General features: G+C 69.7%; 16 protein-coding genes. 2 read left to right on the top strand and 14 right to left on the bottom strand.

The features are described 5' to 3' along the window. Nucleotides 1-10: 10 nt before the first annotated feature. On the bottom strand, nt 11-1297 hold the full coding sequence (gene murA, locus AB0C12_RS20955) for a UDP-N-acetylglucosamine 1-carboxyvinyltransferase (RefSeq protein WP_360550578.1): 1287 nt from the start codon (nt 1295-1297) through the stop codon (nt 11-13). Nucleotides 1298-1337: 40 nt separating this feature from the next. Between murA and AB0C12_RS20960 the strand changes: the two genes are divergently transcribed. After that, nucleotides 1338-1910: a cob(I)yrinic acid a,c-diamide adenosyltransferase gene (locus tag AB0C12_RS20960; protein ID WP_360550258.1), complete on the top strand. Its 573-nt coding sequence runs from the start codon at nt 1338-1340 to the stop codon at nt 1908-1910. A 1008-nt stretch (nt 1911-2918) separates the two neighbouring features. Here the strand turns inward: AB0C12_RS20960 and AB0C12_RS20965 are convergent. The 13 genes from AB0C12_RS20965 to glyA all read right to left on the bottom strand — a co-directional run bounded on the left by AB0C12_RS20965 (nt 2919) and on the right by glyA (nt 13976). Then, nucleotides 2919-3386 (bottom strand): DUF2550 domain-containing protein, encoded by a 468-nt coding sequence (locus AB0C12_RS20965; RefSeq protein WP_360550260.1) that lies wholly within the window; start codon nt 3384-3386, stop codon nt 2919-2921. Nucleotides 3387-3394: 8 nt separating this feature from the next. Then, entirely contained in the window at nt 3395-3676 is a 282-nt protein-coding gene (locus tag AB0C12_RS20970; protein ID WP_212994031.1) for a F0F1 ATP synthase subunit epsilon, read from the bottom strand. A 112-nt stretch (nt 3677-3788) separates the two neighbouring features. Then, nucleotides 3789-4922: an LCP family protein gene (locus AB0C12_RS20975; RefSeq protein ID WP_360550262.1), complete on the bottom strand. Its 1134-nt coding sequence runs from the start codon at nt 4920-4922 to the stop codon at nt 3789-3791. 211 nt (nt 4923-5133) lie between these two features. Next, a complete protein-coding gene (atpD, locus tag AB0C12_RS20980; RefSeq protein WP_360550264.1) occupies nt 5134-6579 on the bottom strand; it encodes a F0F1 ATP synthase subunit beta in 1446 nt (481 codons plus the stop codon). Next, nucleotides 6576-7505 carry a F0F1 ATP synthase subunit gamma gene (locus tag AB0C12_RS20985; protein WP_360550266.1) on the bottom strand — a complete coding sequence of 310 codons (930 nt, stop codon included), beginning with the start codon at nt 7503-7505 and terminating at the stop codon, nt 6576-6578. The genes atpD and AB0C12_RS20985 overlap by 4 nt, the downstream gene beginning before the upstream one ends. Before the next feature lie 3 nt (nt 7506-7508). Next, nucleotides 7509-9161, bottom strand: a complete 1653-nt coding sequence (gene atpA, locus AB0C12_RS20990; protein ID WP_360550268.1) for a F0F1 ATP synthase subunit alpha — start codon at nt 9159-9161, stop codon at nt 7509-7511. 80 nt (nt 9162-9241) lie between these two features. Beyond that, entirely contained in the window at nt 9242-10063 is an 822-nt protein-coding gene (locus tag AB0C12_RS20995; protein ID WP_360550580.1) for a F0F1 ATP synthase subunit delta, read from the bottom strand. After that, nucleotides 10060-10614 carry a F0F1 ATP synthase subunit B gene (locus AB0C12_RS21000; RefSeq protein ID WP_360550270.1) on the bottom strand — a complete coding sequence of 185 codons (555 nt, stop codon included), beginning with the start codon at nt 10612-10614 and terminating at the stop codon, nt 10060-10062. Before AB0C12_RS21000 ends, AB0C12_RS20995 begins: the two co-directional genes overlap by 4 nt. A 26-nt stretch (nt 10615-10640) precedes the next feature. After that, nucleotides 10641-10883, bottom strand: a complete 243-nt coding sequence (locus AB0C12_RS21005) for an ATP synthase F0 subunit C (protein ID WP_203775387.1) — start codon at nt 10881-10883, stop codon at nt 10641-10643. A gap of 68 nt (nt 10884-10951) precedes the next feature. Further along, entirely contained in the window at nt 10952-11743 is a 792-nt protein-coding gene (gene atpB / locus AB0C12_RS21010) for a F0F1 ATP synthase subunit A (protein WP_360550272.1), read from the bottom strand. Between the two features lie 15 nt (nt 11744-11758). Beyond that, on the bottom strand, nt 11759-11992 hold the full coding sequence (locus AB0C12_RS21015) for a hypothetical protein (RefSeq protein ID WP_360550274.1): 234 nt from the start codon (nt 11990-11992) through the stop codon (nt 11759-11761). Between the two features lie 209 nt (nt 11993-12201). Beyond that, nucleotides 12202-12603 (bottom strand): hypothetical protein, encoded by a 402-nt coding sequence (locus AB0C12_RS21020; RefSeq protein ID WP_360550582.1) that lies wholly within the window; start codon nt 12601-12603, stop codon nt 12202-12204. 83 nt (nt 12604-12686) lie between these two features. Next, complete coding sequence (gene glyA / locus AB0C12_RS21025) at nt 12687-13976, bottom strand: serine hydroxymethyltransferase (protein WP_360550276.1); 1290 nt, start codon at nt 13974-13976, stop codon at nt 12687-12689. 81 nt (nt 13977-14057) lie between these two features. On the opposite strand from glyA, the gene AB0C12_RS21030 reads away from it, so the two are divergent. Next, a complete protein-coding gene (locus AB0C12_RS21030) occupies nt 14058-15506 on the top strand; it encodes an SDR family oxidoreductase (protein WP_360550278.1) in 1449 nt (482 codons plus the stop codon). The last annotated feature ends 15 nt before the right edge of the window (nt 15507-15521 follow it).

Consider the following 15521-nt stretch of genomic DNA (forward strand, 5'->3'; position numbering starts at 1 on the left):
CCTACCGAGCTCAGAAGTCGAAGGTCGGCTCGGTGACCACCGCGCGCTCGACGTCGACGCCCAGGTTGGCCAGGTCCGACACGAAGTCCGGGTAGCCGCGGTCGATGTGGTGCACCTCGCCGACCTCGGTGATGCCGTCCGCGCACAACCCGGCGATGACCAGCCCCGCGCCCGCCCGGATGTCGGTGGCCCGGACCGGCGCGCCGGAGAGGCGCTCGCGGCCGTTGACCACCGCGTGGTGACCGTCGGTACGGATGTCGGAGCCCAGCCGGACCATCTCGTTCACGAACATGAACCGGCCGTCGAAGATGTTCTCGGTGATCAGCGAGGAGCCCGCGCTCACCGCGGCCAGCCCGATCGCCATCGGCAGCAGGTCGGTGGCGAAGCCCGGGTACGGCAGGGTCACGATGTCGACGGCCTTGGGGCGGTCGTCCATGCGTACCCGGAACTGGTTGTCACCCGGCTCGACCACCGCGCCCGCCGAGACCAGCTTGTCCAGGGCGATCGCCAGGTATTCCGGCCGGACGCCGTGCACGGTGACGTCGCCGCGGGTCATCGCCGCGCCGAACGCCCAGGTGCCGCCGACGATCCGGTCGCCCACCGTGGTGTGCCGCACCGGCTTGAGCGCCTCCACCCCCTCGACGGTGAGCGTCGAGGTGCCGGCGCCGTCGATCTGCGCGCCCATCGCGGTCAGCATGTCGCAGATGTCGACGATCTCCGGCTCGCGGGCCGCGTTGTCGATTTCCGTGACGCCCTTGGCCAGGACCGCGGCCATCAGCAGGTTCTCGGTCGCGCCGACGCTGGGGAAATCCAGCCAGATCTTGCCGCCGTGCAGGCCGCCCGGGGCCGAGGCGATCACGAAGCCGTGCTCGCCGGAGATCTCCGCGCCCATCCGGGCCAGGCCGGCGACGTGCATGTCGAGCCCGCGGGAGCCGATCGCGTCGCCGCCCGGGTGCGCGACCCGCACGTAGCCGCGGCGGGCCAGCAGCGGGCCCAGCACGCAGATGGACGCGCGCAGCCGGCGCACCAGGTCGTAGTCGGTCTCACTGCCGGGCTCGGCGGGCACATCGATGGTCGCCTCGCCGTTCGCCAGCGACACCTCACAGCCCAACCGGCGCAGCACCTCGGCCATGATCGCCACGTCGGTGATGCGCGGGACGTTGGCCACCACACTGCGGCCCTCGGCGAGCAGGGCGACCGCCATGAGCTTGAGCGCGGAGTTCTTCGCGCCGTCGACTGTGACGTCGCCGGACAGACGGGCGCCACCCTTGACTCTGATCACATCCACGCGGGCCATCGTATGGGTCGCGCCCACCCGCGTCCGTAGGGTGGGGGGCATGGCCGTGCATCTCACCCGCATTTACACCCGCACCGGCGACGCCGGTTCGACCCGCCTGGGCAACAACGAGGTGGCCGCGAAGACCGATCCCCGGGTCGTGGCGTACGCGGACGCCGACGAGTGCAACGCCGCGATCGGGGTGGCGCTCGCGATGGGCGCACTCGCCCCGGACGTGAAGAGCGTGCTCACCGCGGTGCAGAACGATCTGTTCGATGTGGGCGCCGACCTGTGCAACCCGCTGGCCGAGGACCCGCCGTACCCGCCGCTGCGGATCACCGAGGCGTACGTGACCCGGCTCGAGGGCTGGTGCGACGAATACAACGAACAGCTGCCGGAGCTCGACTCGTTCGTGCTGCCGGGCGGGACGCCGGGGGCGGCGCTGCTGCACGTGGCGCGCACGGTCGCCCGCCGCGCGGAACGCTCGGCGTGGGCGCTCTACGAGGTCGAGAAGGAGCGCACGTCGCTGCTGCCGGCGAAATACCTGAACCGCCTCTCCGACCTGCTGTTCATCCTGGGCCGCACGGCCAACCCGGGCGGCGACGTGAAATGGGTGCCGGGCGGGGTCTCTTGACCCTGCCCTTGGGATCCACTGCTACGCGTCTCGGGGTGCTCAACCGCATCATCGGGGCTGACGTTCCCGCAGCTCTTGGGCCCGTGCCGGGTCAAGGCCGTGGGATCTGCTGCCGGGCGGTCCAGTCGTTGCCCGCCGAAGGGTCGGTGGGCCGGTGTGCAACGGGCTGGCGGGCCGGCGTGCATTGGGCCGGTGGGCCGGTGTGGGCCAGCGTGCGTTAGGCCGGCAAGCCTGTGGGCCAGCGTTGCGTTAAACCGGCAAGCCTGTGGGCCAGCGTGCGGTCGGCCAGCGTGCGGTCGGCCAGCGGTCGGCCAGCGTGCGGTCGGCCAGCGGTCGGCCAGCGGTCGGCCAGCGTGCGGTCGGCCAGCGGTCGGCCAGCGTGCGGTCGGCCAGCGGTCGGCCAGCGTGCGGTCGGCCGGTAAGCCAATGGCCTCGGCGGCTGGCAACATGGGTGCGGCTCCGGCCCGGCAATGTCAGATAGCCGGCCGGGCAGATGACAGCGGCGCGCACACCGCCGCCCAGCCGAAGCTGCTGGGCGGTAGGAGCGACTCACAAGGCGCCGACGTCCACAGCCACCCGCAACGTGGGTGCCGGCTCCGACCCGAGCAGCACCGTGCAGCCAACCTGGCGAACGACACCAGCGCGCACGCCGCCGCCCGGCCGAAGCCCGGGGCGTGGCTGGAGCAACCGCCGAGGCGCCGACGTCCACAGCCACCGGCAACATGGGCGCCGGCTCCGACCCGAGCAACACCGCACAGCCAACCTGGCGAAGGACAGCAGCGGTCACAACGCCGCCCGGCCGAAGGTGCCGCGCGTGTATTTCGTTCTGTTTGTAGCACTGCACAGACGCGGGGGCTTTCGGGGAGTGGCGAACCGCCCGGCGGCGGATCCCTCGGCCTGGACCGGCCGTGGCCTCAAACGCTGCGACACTCGAGTCGGTGTTTGCGGTTGGTCACGGCGAGACGCGTACCGGAAAAACGTCCCGCGATGCGTGCCGGGAGAGGGATTTCAGCGTTCGGCGGGGCGTGGGGTGATTGTCGGGCGGGGGGCCACCGATCCGGGTTGGCCCGGGGGGCCTGCTTCCAGCCAGGAGAGGAAGCCGGTCACCGTGGACTCGGCCATGGCGATCTCGAGCTCGTTGTTGCCTGTTGTGCAGAGCAGGATGATCCAGTGGCCCGGCATGGTCAGGCGTTCCGGGCCGGCCGGCAGGCGGCGGCAGCCGACCGAGAGGGTGCGGCGGTTCAGCACGCGTTTCGGCCGGATGCCGAAGCTGAACATGCGGTGGAAGCGGAGTTCGTCATCGACGAACTGACCGATGCCCGAGGACCAGCCGCGGCCCGGCACCATGGTGCTGACCCGGACCTGGAGCCGGATGGTGCCGCCGCCGGCCATGAGCAGTCGGCGGCGGAGGAAGATCGCGAGCAGGACGACGAGCAGCGCGACGACGCAGATTCCGATGACTTCCAGAACCCGCATCGTCGGCGTCAGTGCGCGTCGGGAGTGGCGGGGGTGGCGCTCTCGGCGAGGACGGTCACGCCGTTCGCGTCGACGGAGAGGAAGCCGCCTGCTACGTCGTAGGTCAGCTGTTCGCCGCCGGCGAGCTTGACCCGCACCTGGGAGGGCTCCTTGAGCAGGCCCAGCAGCGGGGAGTGACCGGGCAGGACGCCGAGCTCGCCCTCGGTGGTGCGGGCGACGACCATTTCGGCGTCGCCGGACCAGACCTTCTCCTCGACGGCGACGACCTGAACGTGCAGCTGGTTGGCCACGCTGTCTCCCTTAAAGCCGGCGGAACCGATTGAGGTGAAGTCTAAACGGCTGGGTGACCTGCCGGTGCCTGGGGTGGCGACCGCCACTGCGGCCGGGCCCCGGGCCGGCGGGTCAGAGCTTCTGGAGGAAGTCCGGGTGGTCGATCAGGAACGTGGAGATCGTGTCGCTCTGCACGGCGGCGAAGAAGTCCTCGGCGCTGGAGTCGAGCGCCTCGCCCTGATATCTGCCGTTCGTGATCAGGCTGCGGCCCGGCAGCTTCACCAGCGTCATGTCGTCGGCGCGCAGGCTCTTGAGGGCCAGACCCCAGTCGACGACCGAGTGGCCGTTGCCGTCGAAGATCAGCGCGTCGCCGGCTGCCTTGAGCACCTTGTCGAGCTTGACCGGGTTGGTCACCACGTTCTTGCTCAGCGCCTGCGAGGCCATCGCCTTGATGAACTGCTGCTGGTGCCGCTGGCGGTCGTAGTCGCTGCGGGGCAGGCCGTAGCGCTGCCGGACGTAGTCCAGCGCCTCCCAGCCCTCCAGGTGGTACGTGCCCTTCTTGTACTGCTTCTGCGGGCCGATGTACGGGTGCTCGCAGTTGTTGCTGGCGCACTCCGGCCGGCGCGGGCGCGGCTTGCCGTTCGGCTGCAGGTGCTCCGACTTCACGTTCTGGTCGATGGTCATCGTGACGCCGTCCATCGCGTCGACGATGTCCTTGAAGCCGTTGAAGTTGATGATCGCGCCGGCGTCGAACTTCTTGATGCCGGTCAGCTTGCTCACCGTCTTGGCCAGCAGGTCGAAGCCCTGGGCGACGTCGTGCTTGCCGCCGCCGATCGAGCTGCCGTACGACATCGCGGCGTTGATCTTCGCCGTGCCGCCGCCGAACTTGGTCTTGGCGAAGGGCGGGATCTCGACGCGCAGGTCCCGCGGGATCGAGTAGAGGTACGCCGTCTTCAGCCCCTTGGGCACGTGCACGACGATGATCGAGTCGGACAGCGGCGCGGTGGTGTCGTTGCGCGGGTCGATGCCCACGAGCAGGATGTTGAGCGGGCCCTTGATGTCGCTGACCTGCTGCTTGGTGGCACCGGAGGCGGCGTTGCCGAAGAGGTCCTTGGTCTGCACCGCGTTCGCGTAGCGGGCGACGAGCACCTGGCTCGTGACCAGCGCGCCGCCGCTGAGGACCATCAGGACACAGCCGAAGATGGCGCACAGCCGCGCCCACAGGGGGGCACGCCGGCCGCTCTTCGGTTTCGCGCTCTTCGCCACTCGATCCCCAACCATGCCGGTCGATACCAGCCGCGATCAATGGGCTGATCGCGGGGCCGCGCCACAAGCAGTGCCAAGAGTATCCGAACAACGGAAGAAAACTTCGCGTCCGCGTACCGTCGCACCCGAGGTCAAACGGACAAAACGGGCACTTGGAAACGGATGAGCCGCGCCGGCAAGTGCCGGCGCGGCCCGAGATGATCCGTCAGGATCAGCCCTTCATCAGCTCGTGTGCGTTCTTCTCGAGGTCCTCGAGGCCACCGCACATGAAGAAGGCCTGCTCAGGGTAGTTGTCGTACTCACCCTCGCTGATCTTCTTGAACGCCTCGATGGTCTCCTTGAGCGGGACCGTCGAGCCGGGAACGCCGGTGAACTGCTCCGCGGCGTACGTGTTCTGGGACAGGAAGCGCTCGATGCGGCGGGCCCGCTGCACCGTGACCTTGTCCTCCTCGGAGAGCTCGTCCATACCGAGGATGGCGATGATGTCCTGCAGGTCCTTGTACTTCTGCAGGATCCGCTGCACCTCACGGGCGACCGCGTAGTGCTCGGCCCCGACGAACTCGGGCGCCAGGATCCGCGAGCTGGAGGCCAGCGGGTCCACGGCGGGGTAGATGCCCTTGTCGGAGATCGACCGCTCGAGGTTGGTCGTCGCGTCCAGGTGGGCGAAGGTGGTGGCCGGCGCCGGGTCGGTGTAGTCGTCGGCGGGCACGTAGATCGCCTGCAGCGAGGTGATCGCCTTGCCCCGGACCGAGGTGATCCGCTCCTGCAGCTCGCCCATCTCGTCGGCCAGCGTGGGCTGGTAACCCACGGCGGACGGCATGCGGCCGAGCAGCGTCGACACCTCGGAACCGGCCTGGGTGAACCGGAAGATGTTGTCGATGAAGAGCAGCACCTCCTGGTTCTGGACGTCCCGGAAGTACTCCGCCATGGTCAGCGCGGTCAGGGCGACCCGCAGGCGGGTGCCCGGCGGCTCGTCCATCTGGCCGAAGACGAGCGCGGTCTTGTCGAGCACGCCGCCCTCTTCCATCTCCAGGATGAGGTCGTTGCCCTCGCGGGTGCGCTCGCCCACGCCGGCGAACACCGACGTACCACCGAAGTTACGGGCCACCCGGATGATCATCTCCTGGATGAGCACCGTCTTACCCACGCCCGCGCCGCCGAACAGGCCGATCTTGCCACCGCGCACGTACGGCGCGAGCAGGTCGAGCACCTTGATGCCGGTCTCCAGCATCTCGGTCTTCGGCTCGAGGTCGGCGAACGCCGGCGGCTTGCGGTGGATGCTCCACCGCTCCTGGATGTCCAGGGTGGCCGGGTCGGCGTTGAGGACCTCGCCGAGGGCGTTGAACACGTGGCCCTTGGTCACGTCACCGACCGGCACCGAGATGCCGGAGCCGGTGTCCTTGACCTCGGAACCGCGGACCAGGCCGTCGGTGGGCTGCATCGAGATGGCGCGGACGATGTTGTCGCCCAGGTGCTGCGCCACCTCGAGGGTCAGCGTCTTGGTGCCCTCGGACAGGGTCACCTCGACGTGCAGCGCGTTGTAGATGTCGGGCATGGCGTCGCGGGGGAACTCGGCGTCGACGACCGGGCCGATGACCCGGACTACGCGACCGACACCGGCCTGCGTCTTGGTGGGCTCAGCTACAGCAGTCATCATCCATCACTTCCCGCCGCGGCCAGCGCGTTGGCGCCGCCGACGATCTCACTGATTTCCTGGGTGATCGCAGCCTGCCGCGCGGAGTTCATCTCGCGCGTGTACCGCTTGAGCAGGTCGTCCGCGTTGTCCGACGCGCTCTTCATCGCCCGCCGCCGGGACGCCGACTCGCTGGCCGCCGAGTCCAGCAACGCCGCGTAGATCCGCGTGTTGAGGTACTTCGGCAGCAGCGCGTTCAGCAGCTCCTCGGCCTCGGGCTCGAACTCGTAGGCCGGGCGCAGCCCGGGCTCGCGCTCGCGCTCCTCGACCTGCATCGGCGCCAGGAAGCGCGCCTCCGCGGCCTGGGTCATCAGCGACTTGAACCGGGTGCTGACGATGTGCAGCTCGTCGACGCCCTGGATGCCGTCCGGACCGTAGTGGCCGTCCTCGTCGTCCGCACCGGCGACGAACGCCTCGAGCAGCGCGTCGCCGATGGCGCGGGCGTCGGCGAACGACGGCCGCTCGGAGAAGCCCGTCCAGCTCGTCTCGATCGCCCGGTTGCGGAACCGGTAGTACCCGACGCCCTTGCGGCCGACGATGTACAGCGCCACTTCCTTGCCGTCCGCCCGCAGGCGCGCCATCAGCTGCTCCGCGGTGCGGATCGCGTTGGCGTTGTAGGCGCCGGCCAGGCCTCGGTCGCTGGTGATCAGCAGGACACCCGCCCGCCGCACCCGCTCACGCGGCTGCAGCAGCGGGTTGTCGACCGACGCGTTGGACGCCAGCGCCGTGAGCACCTGGGTGATCGCCTCCGCGTACGGCTTGGAGGCGGTCACCCGCTCCTGCGCCTTGGCGATGCGGCTGGTGGCGACCAGCTCCTGCGCCTTGGCGATCTTCTTGGTGGACTTGACGGTGCGGATGCGCCGCCGAAGTGCCTGTACCTGACCGGCCATGGCTTAGCTCTCGTCCGTGCTGGACCGGACCTCGCGGGTCACCGTCTCGCGGCTCTCGCTGCCGTCCGCCAGGGGCTCGGCCTGCGCCTCGTTACCGACATTGCTGCCGGTCTCGCCCTGCTTGAACAGCACCTTGAACTCGTCGACACCGCTCTGCAGGGTCTCGACCTGCTCGTCGGTCAGCTGACCGGTCGACTCGATCGCCGTGAAGGTCTCGCTGCGGTTGCGCTTGATCCAGTCGAGCAGCTCGGCCTCGAAACGCTTGACGTCGCCGACCGGGATGTCGTCGAGCTGACCCGTGGTGCCGGCCCAGATGACGACGGTCTGCTCGGCCACCGACAGCGGCGAGTACTGCGGCTGCTTGAGCAGCTCGACCAGGCGGACGCCCTTCTCGAGCTGAGCCCGCGAGGCCTTGTCCAGGTCGGAGGCGAAGGCCGAGAAGGCCTCCAGCTCGCGGTACTGGGCCAGGTCCAGGCGGAGCCGGCCGGAGACCCGGCGCATGCCCTTGACCTGCGCCGAACCGCCGACGCGGGACACCGAGGTGCCGACGTTGATGGCCGGGCGCACACCCGAGGCGAACAGGTCCGACTCGAGGAAGATCTGACCGTCGGTGATCGAGATGACGTTGGTCGGGATGTAGGCCGAGATGTCGTTGGCCTTGGTCTCGATCAGCGGCAGGCCGGTCATCGAGCCGCCACCGAGCTCGTCGGAGAGCTTGGCGCAGCGCTCGAGCAGGCGGCTGTGCAGGTAGAACACGTCGCCCGGGTACGCCTCGCGGCCCGGCGGGCGGCGCAGCAGCAGCGACACGGCGCGGTACGCCTCGGCCTGCTTGGTCAGGTCGTCGAAGACGATCAGGACGTGCTTGCCGTTGTACATCCAGTGCTGCCCGATGGACGAGCCGGTGTACGGGGCGATGTACTTGAAGCCGGCCGGGTCGGAGGCGGGCGAGGCCACGATCGTGGTGTATTCCAGCGCGCCCTGGGCCTCGAGCGTGCCCCGGATGCTGGCGATCGTGGTGGCCTTCTGGCCGATCGCGACGTAGATGCAGCGGACCTGCTTCTGCGGGTCGCCGGACTCCCAGTTGGCCCGCTGGTTGATGATCGTGTCGAGCGCGACCGTGGTCTTACCGGTCTTGCGGTCGCCGATGATCAGCTGGCGCTGGCCGCGGCCGATCGGCGTCATGGCGTCGATCGCCTTGATGCCGGTCTGCAGCGGCTGCTTCACCGGCTGGCGGGACATGACGTTCGGGGCCTGCAGCTCGAGCTCGCGGAAGCCCTCGTTCTCGATCGGACCACGGTCGTCGATCGGGTTGCCGAGTGCGTCCACGACGCGGCCCAGGTAGGCGTCGCCGACCGGGACCGACAGGACGCGGCCGGTCCGCTTGACCTGCTGGCCCTCCTCGATGTTGGTGTAGTCACCCAGGACCACGGCGCCGATCTCGCGGACGTCGAGGTTCAGGGCGACACCCAGCGTGCCGTCCTCGAATTCGAGGAGTTCGTTCGCCATCGTCGAGGGCAGACCCTCGACGTGCGCGATGCCGTCGCCCGCATCGGAGACGATGCCGACCTCCTCACGGGAGACCTCGGGCGAATAGGACGAGACGTAGCGCTCTAGCGCCCCCCGGATCTCGTCCGAGGAGATGGTCAGCTCGGCCATCCTCTGCCTTCTCTAGTCGGCTCGGGGCGTCGCCGCCGCCGAGGGCGTGCTCGGGACGTCGCCGCCACCGAGGGGAAAAACTATTTAGCGAACGCCTGCCGGGCTTCGTTGAGTCGCCGCAGGATCGTGCCGTCGTAGAGGTCGGAGCCGACACGGACGCTGACACCGCCGATGATGCTCGGATCCACATCGACCTTCAGCGACACCTGCCGACCGTAGATGTCGGACAACTTGGCGGCGAGCCGCTGCTCCTCGGCGTCGTCGAGGAGCTTGGCGACCGTCACGTACGCGACCTGACGGTCCCGCCTCGCGGCGGTCAGCTCGACCAGCCGGCTCAGCGAGGTCTCGAAGCCGCGGCCGCCGAATCCCTCGAGGGCCACCTCGATGAGCCGTCCCGTGCCCGCCCGGACCTTGCCTTTCAGCAGGTCCTGAACCAGCTTAACGCGACGGTCGATCGATGCGCCCGGATCGGCCAGCGTCACGGCCAGCTCGGAGTCACCCGACACGACCTGTCCGAAGCGGAACAGCTCGTCCTCGACCTCGGCGAGTTCGTCCGCCTTCTCGGTGGCCGCCAGCACGGTGTCGACGCCCAGGCGCTCCACCGCGTCGAGCAGCTCGGCCGGCCGGCTGAACCGGCCGCCGGCCAGGGTCGCCACCGCTTCCACGGCGGTCTCCCCCAGCTTGCCGGCGAGCAGCGAGCGAACCAGCTCGGCCCGGTCGGCGCCGCTGCGCGACGGATCGGTCAGCGCCCGGCGCAGCCGCGGCTGGCCGCGCAGCAGCCGCGCCACCGACAGGATCTCGTCGGCGGCCGTGGCCAGCTGCGCGGCGGTGGCCGTCCGGGTGTCCGCGGTCAACTTCTCCGCCGCCGCGGCGTACGACTCCCGGTTGACGGTCGCCATCAGCGCCGCCCGGTGCCCGTGCCGGCACCCAGCTCGGAGATGAACCGGTCCACCGTGCCCCGGCTGCGCGCCTCGTCGGCGAGCGACTCGCCGACGATCCGGCCGGCCAGGTCCACGGCGAGCGTGCCCACCTCGGAGCGCAGGTCGCGCACGATGCTCTCGCGCTGGGCGGCGAGCTGGTCGCGCCCGGACGCGATGATGCGGTCGGATTCCTCCCGGGCCTTGGCCAGGACGTCCTGACGGATGCCCTCGGCGTCGGCGCGGGCCTCGTCACGGATGCGCGCGGCCTCCGTACGAGCTTCCGACAGCTGCGCGCGGTACTGCTCGAGCAGCTCGTTCGCCTCGGCCTGGGCGGCTTCGGCGCGCTTGAGGCCACCCTCGATCGCGTCGACCCGCGCCGCGAACGTCTTCTCCATCATCGGGAAGACGAACTTCATCAGCACGAAGCAGAGCAGGGCGAACGCGACCGTACCGACCACGATCTCTTCCCACGCGGGAATGATCGGGTTGTGTTCAGTTGTCTCGCCGCCCTCGGCGGCCAGGTACGCAAGCATGGGAGCTCCGTTCCGCAAGGGGAGAACTAGCCGACGTTCGGAGCCAGGTTCTGCCAGATGAAGCCGAACGCGATGCCCAGCAGCGCCAGCGCCTCGATGACGGCGAAGCCGATCCAGACGTACGGCAGGGTCAGGCGCGAGGACTCCGGCTGGCGAGCCGTCGACTGGATGTAGGCGGAGAAGACCAGACCGACACCGATGCCGGGACCGATCGCGGCGAGGCCGTAACCGATGGCGGCGGTGCTACCCACAACTTCGGCGAGAATCATTGCTCAGTTCCTCCTGGTATCTCGCGTGACTGTCACGCGGGACGACAACGGGGTGGTACTCGAACAGCTCAGTGCTCGTCGGCGAGCGCGCCCTGGACGTAGCTCGCGGTCAGCACCGTGAACACGTAGGCCTGGAGCACGATCACCAGGAACTCGAGGAAGGTCAGGGCGATCGTCATGATCCACGACACGATCGAGAACGGCGTGAACCACACGTTCGCGCTGACCATCGCGAAGCCACCGAGCGTGAACACCAGCAGCAGCATGTGGCCGGCGAACATGTTGGCGAAGAGTCGGACCGCCAGCGAGAACGGACGGACCATGAAGTTCGAGAAGAACTCGATCGGGATCAGCAGCGGCAGGATGAACCACGGCGCCGGCGGGATGAGCGCTGCCTTCATGTACTTGAAGAAGCCGCCGTGGTGCCGGATGCCGACATAGATGAACATCACGTAGCTGATGACCGCGAGGATCGCCGGGAACGCGATGTGCGAGTTCGGCGAGATCTGGATCAGCGGCACGATGCTGAAGAGGTTGTTCAGCAGGATGAAGCAGAACAGCGTCGTGAGGTACGGCGCGAACGCGACACCTCGCGCCCCGATCATCTCGACGGCGATGTTGTTGCGCACGAATCCGTAGAGGCTCTCGGCGAGCCACTGCTTCTTCGTGGGCACCAGCTGCGGCTTCCGGTAGGACACCAGGAAGAAGATGATGATCAGAGCAACGGCCACCCAGACCAACAACGTGATCTTGGTGAACCAGTACGAGTCGTGAGCGCCCCACGGCAGGATGCTGGGCAGGTAGAAGTCCTCGACGCTGGGCGGGAACTCCGCTGCGAGGACCGTCGACTGACCGATCACCGTAGCCCTTTCCTGTCAGGCGCCGAGACGGCGCACGATGAGGTAGACACCGCCGGCGATACCAACGACGGCGCCGATTCCGGCGAAGATGCCCTTGGTGCCGACGTAGTGGTCGACCAACCAGCCGATCCCGCCCCAGACCAACATGCCCCCGAGGAGATAGCTGACCGCCGTCATCCCCTGGCCCGTGTCGGGCGGGTTCTGACCGTCGTCGCCGTGGGGGTTGCTGGGAGGTTCTTGACCGGTCATGACGGCCCGAACGATATCAGCAGGTAACACGAAGCTAAGCGGGACCCCCCGCACAACCGCAGTTGTCCAGGCGTCAGGGGTCTCGCAACTCGGCAACACGGTACTCCCCCTCCGCCAGAACCGGACAACTTTGTCGGACGTCAGTCACCGGTTCGTGGACAGAGCCCTTCCAAAGGGGCACTGACCAGTCGAAACGCCGGTGCTGAAGATCACTTGGACAGGCTGGTCCGGGCCACCCACCAGATCTGCACAGCCGTCCAGCCGAGCACCCCGGCGACGATCCCCCAGCCCATCGCGAGCCGGCCGGGCCACTCCGAGGAGATCACAAACACCATGATCACGCCGAGCAACGCGTACTTCACCACGTACGTCAGCAGCCCCAGCGGCATCACCAGGGCCGGGCGCACAGTGTCGGCCCACGCGAACACCAGGGTCGTCATGGTGAAGCTGACCGTCACGACGCCCACGCCGGCCGCGGCGCCCACCGCGGCGGCGCCGCCACCGGCGAAGAAGCCGACCGACGCCGCGCAGATCATCAGCGCGACCGAGAAGGCGGTCAGGAAGGGCAGGTGCTCCACCCGCCAGCGCGGGTCCTCCGGCAGCGGCGGCAGATCCGGCAGCGGACGGTTGTCGTCGTCGTGGTCGTTCCGGGCGGGCGTCGGCTGGGCGGGGACCACACGGTCGGCGGAGTCGTTCACGCCGGCACCCCCGCCCGGTCGTACGCCGGGAAGGCCCGGACCAGCTCGGCCACCTCGTCGGCGACCTCGCGCAGCTGCGTGGCCCCGCCGACCGAGGCCGGGTCCGCGCGCACCGCCACGGCGATCAGCCCGGCGATCTGGCGCATCTCGGCCTCGCGCATGCCCTGCGTGGTGACGCTGGGAGTGCCGACCCGGATGCCCGACGCCGTCATGGGCTGCTCCGGGTCGTACGGGATGGCGTTCTTGTTCAGGGTGATCCGGGCGCGGTCGCAGCGCGCCTCGGCGTCGCGGCCGCTGACCCCGGTGTCGCGCAGGTCGACCAGGGCCAGGTGGGTGTCGGTGCCCCCGGAGACCGGGCGCATCCCCTCGGCGGCCAGCCCGGCGGCCAGCGCCTGGCTGTTCTTGACCACCTGCTGGGCGTACGACTGGAAGTCGGGCAGCGCCGCCTCCCGCAGGGCGACGGCCTTCGCGGCGACGGCGTGCATCAGCGGCCCGCCCTGGGTGAACGGGAAGACGGCCTTGTCGATGCGTGCGGCAAGCTCCTCACGACACAGGATCATGCCTCCCCGCGGTCCCCGCAGCACCTTGTGGGTGGTGCAGGTGACGACATCGGCATGCGCTACGGGCGACGGGACGGCCCGCCCGGCGACCAGCCCGATGAAGTGCGCGGCGTCGACCATCAGGTACGCCCCCACCTCGTCGGCGATGTCCCGGAAGGCCTTGAAGTCGATCAGCCGGGGATAGGCCGTCGCGCCGCAGACGATGAGCTTGGGCCGGTGCGCCTGGGCCAGGTCGCGGACCTCGTCGTAGTCGATCAGCTCGGTGTCGCGGCGCACGGTGTAGCCGACCGGGTGGAACCACTTGCCGGAGAAGTTGACCCGGCTGCCGTGGGTGAGATGGCCACCGTGCGGCAGCCCCATGGCCAGCACGGTGTCGCCCGGCTGGATCAGCGCCGCGTACGCCGCCATGTTCGCCGACGAGCCGGAGTGCGGCTGGACGTTGGCGTGCTCGGCCCCGAACAGCTCCCTGGCCCGGTCGACCGCCAGCTCCTCGGCCCGGTCGACCTCGGCGCAGCCGCCGTAGTAGCGCCGTCCCGGATACCCCTCGGCGTACTTGTTGGTCAGCGTCGAGCCGAGCGCGGCGAGGACGGCCGGGGAGGTGAAGTTCTCACTGGCGATGAGTTGCAACCCGCCGCGCTGGCGGGTCAGCTCGCCCAGGATCACCTCCGCGATCTCCGGGTCCTGGTGCTCGAGCGCGCCGAAGTCGGGACCCCAGAAAGTCTCCATGACACGCTCCCTCACCGTCGGCGACGCTGCCGAGATCGAGCATATGGCTTATGGGGGCCTGCCTGCGGGCACAGTGGTGGTATGCGTTGCCTCGTCACGGGCGCCACCGGGTACATCGGTGGCCGCCTGACGCCCCGTCTGCTCGATGCCGGCCACTCCGTCGTCTGCCTGTCCCGCAGTGCCGCCCGGCTCCGCGACGTGCCCTGGGCCGGCCGGGCCGAGGTGGTGGAGGGCGACCTGTCCGACCCCGGCACGCTGCCGGCCGCCTTCGCCGGCGTCGACGTCGCCTACTTCCTCATGCACTCGCTCGGACAGCCGGACTTCGAGCGCATCGACCGCGAGGCGGCGCACAACTTCGCCACCGCGGCCAAGGCGGCCGGGGTCAGCCGGATCGTCTACCTCGGCGGTCCCGAGCCGCCGCCCGACGAGCACCCCTCGGCCCACCTGCGCTCCCGGGCCGAGGTGGCCAGGATCCTGCTGGACAGCGGGGTGCCGACGGCGGTGCTGCGGGCGCCGGTGATCATCGGCTCGGGCTCGGCGTCGTTCGAGATGCTGCGCTACCTGACCGAGCGGCTGCCGATCATGATCACTCCACGCTGGGTGCGCAACCGGATCCAGCCGATCGCCGTCCGGGACGTGCTGCGCTACCTGATCGGCGTGGCCACGCTGCCGGCCGAGGTCAACCGGGGCTTCGACATCGGCGGGCGGGACGTGCTGACGTACCTGGAGATGATGCGCCGCTACGCCCGGGTCGCGGGTCTGCGCCGGCGGATCATCCTGCCGCTGCGGCCGCTGAGCCCGTGGCTGTCGGCGCACTGGGTGGGTGCCGTCACGCCCGTGCCCAATGCCATCGCCCGGCCGCTGGTCGGCAGCCTCATCCACGAGGCCTTCGCCCAGGAGCACGACATCGCCGAGTACGTCCCCGACGACGGCTTGCTGGGCTTCGACGAGGCCGTGCGGCTGGCGCTCGGCAAGGTCCGCGACGCCAACGTGGAGACCCGGTGGTCGAACGCGGTGGGCCGGGACGCGGCGGCCGAGCCGCTGCCCAGCGATCCGGACTGGTCCGGCGGCAGCGTCTACGTCGACGAACGCACCCGTACGGTGGCCGCGCCGACCCGGGCGCTGTGGCGGGTGATCGAGGGTGTCGGCGGCGAGAACGGCTGGTACTCGTTCCCGCTGGCCTGGTCGGTGCGCGGCTGGATGGACCGGCTCGTCGGCGGCGTCGGCCTGCGCCGCGGCCGGCGCGACCGCAACCACCTGCTGGTCGGCGAGGCGCTGGACTGGTGGCGGGTCGAGGAGATCAAGCCGGGCGAGCTGTTGCGGCTGCGCGCCGAGATGAAGGTGCCGGGGCGGGCGTGGCTGGAGATGTCGGCCGAGCCCGGACCGGACGGGACGAGCGTCTACCGGCAGCGGGCCATCTTCGTGCCGCGGGGGCTGGCCGGGCACGCGTACTGGGCGAGCGTGGTGCCGTTCCACGGGGTCATCTTCAGCGGCATGGCCCGCAACATCGCCAACCAGGCCACCCGCTGACCGGCGGCCGCACGC

It is taken from the genome of Actinoplanes sp. NPDC048967, from assembly GCF_040649415.1.
Lineage (GTDB): Bacteria > Actinomycetota > Actinomycetes > Mycobacteriales > Micromonosporaceae > Actinoplanes.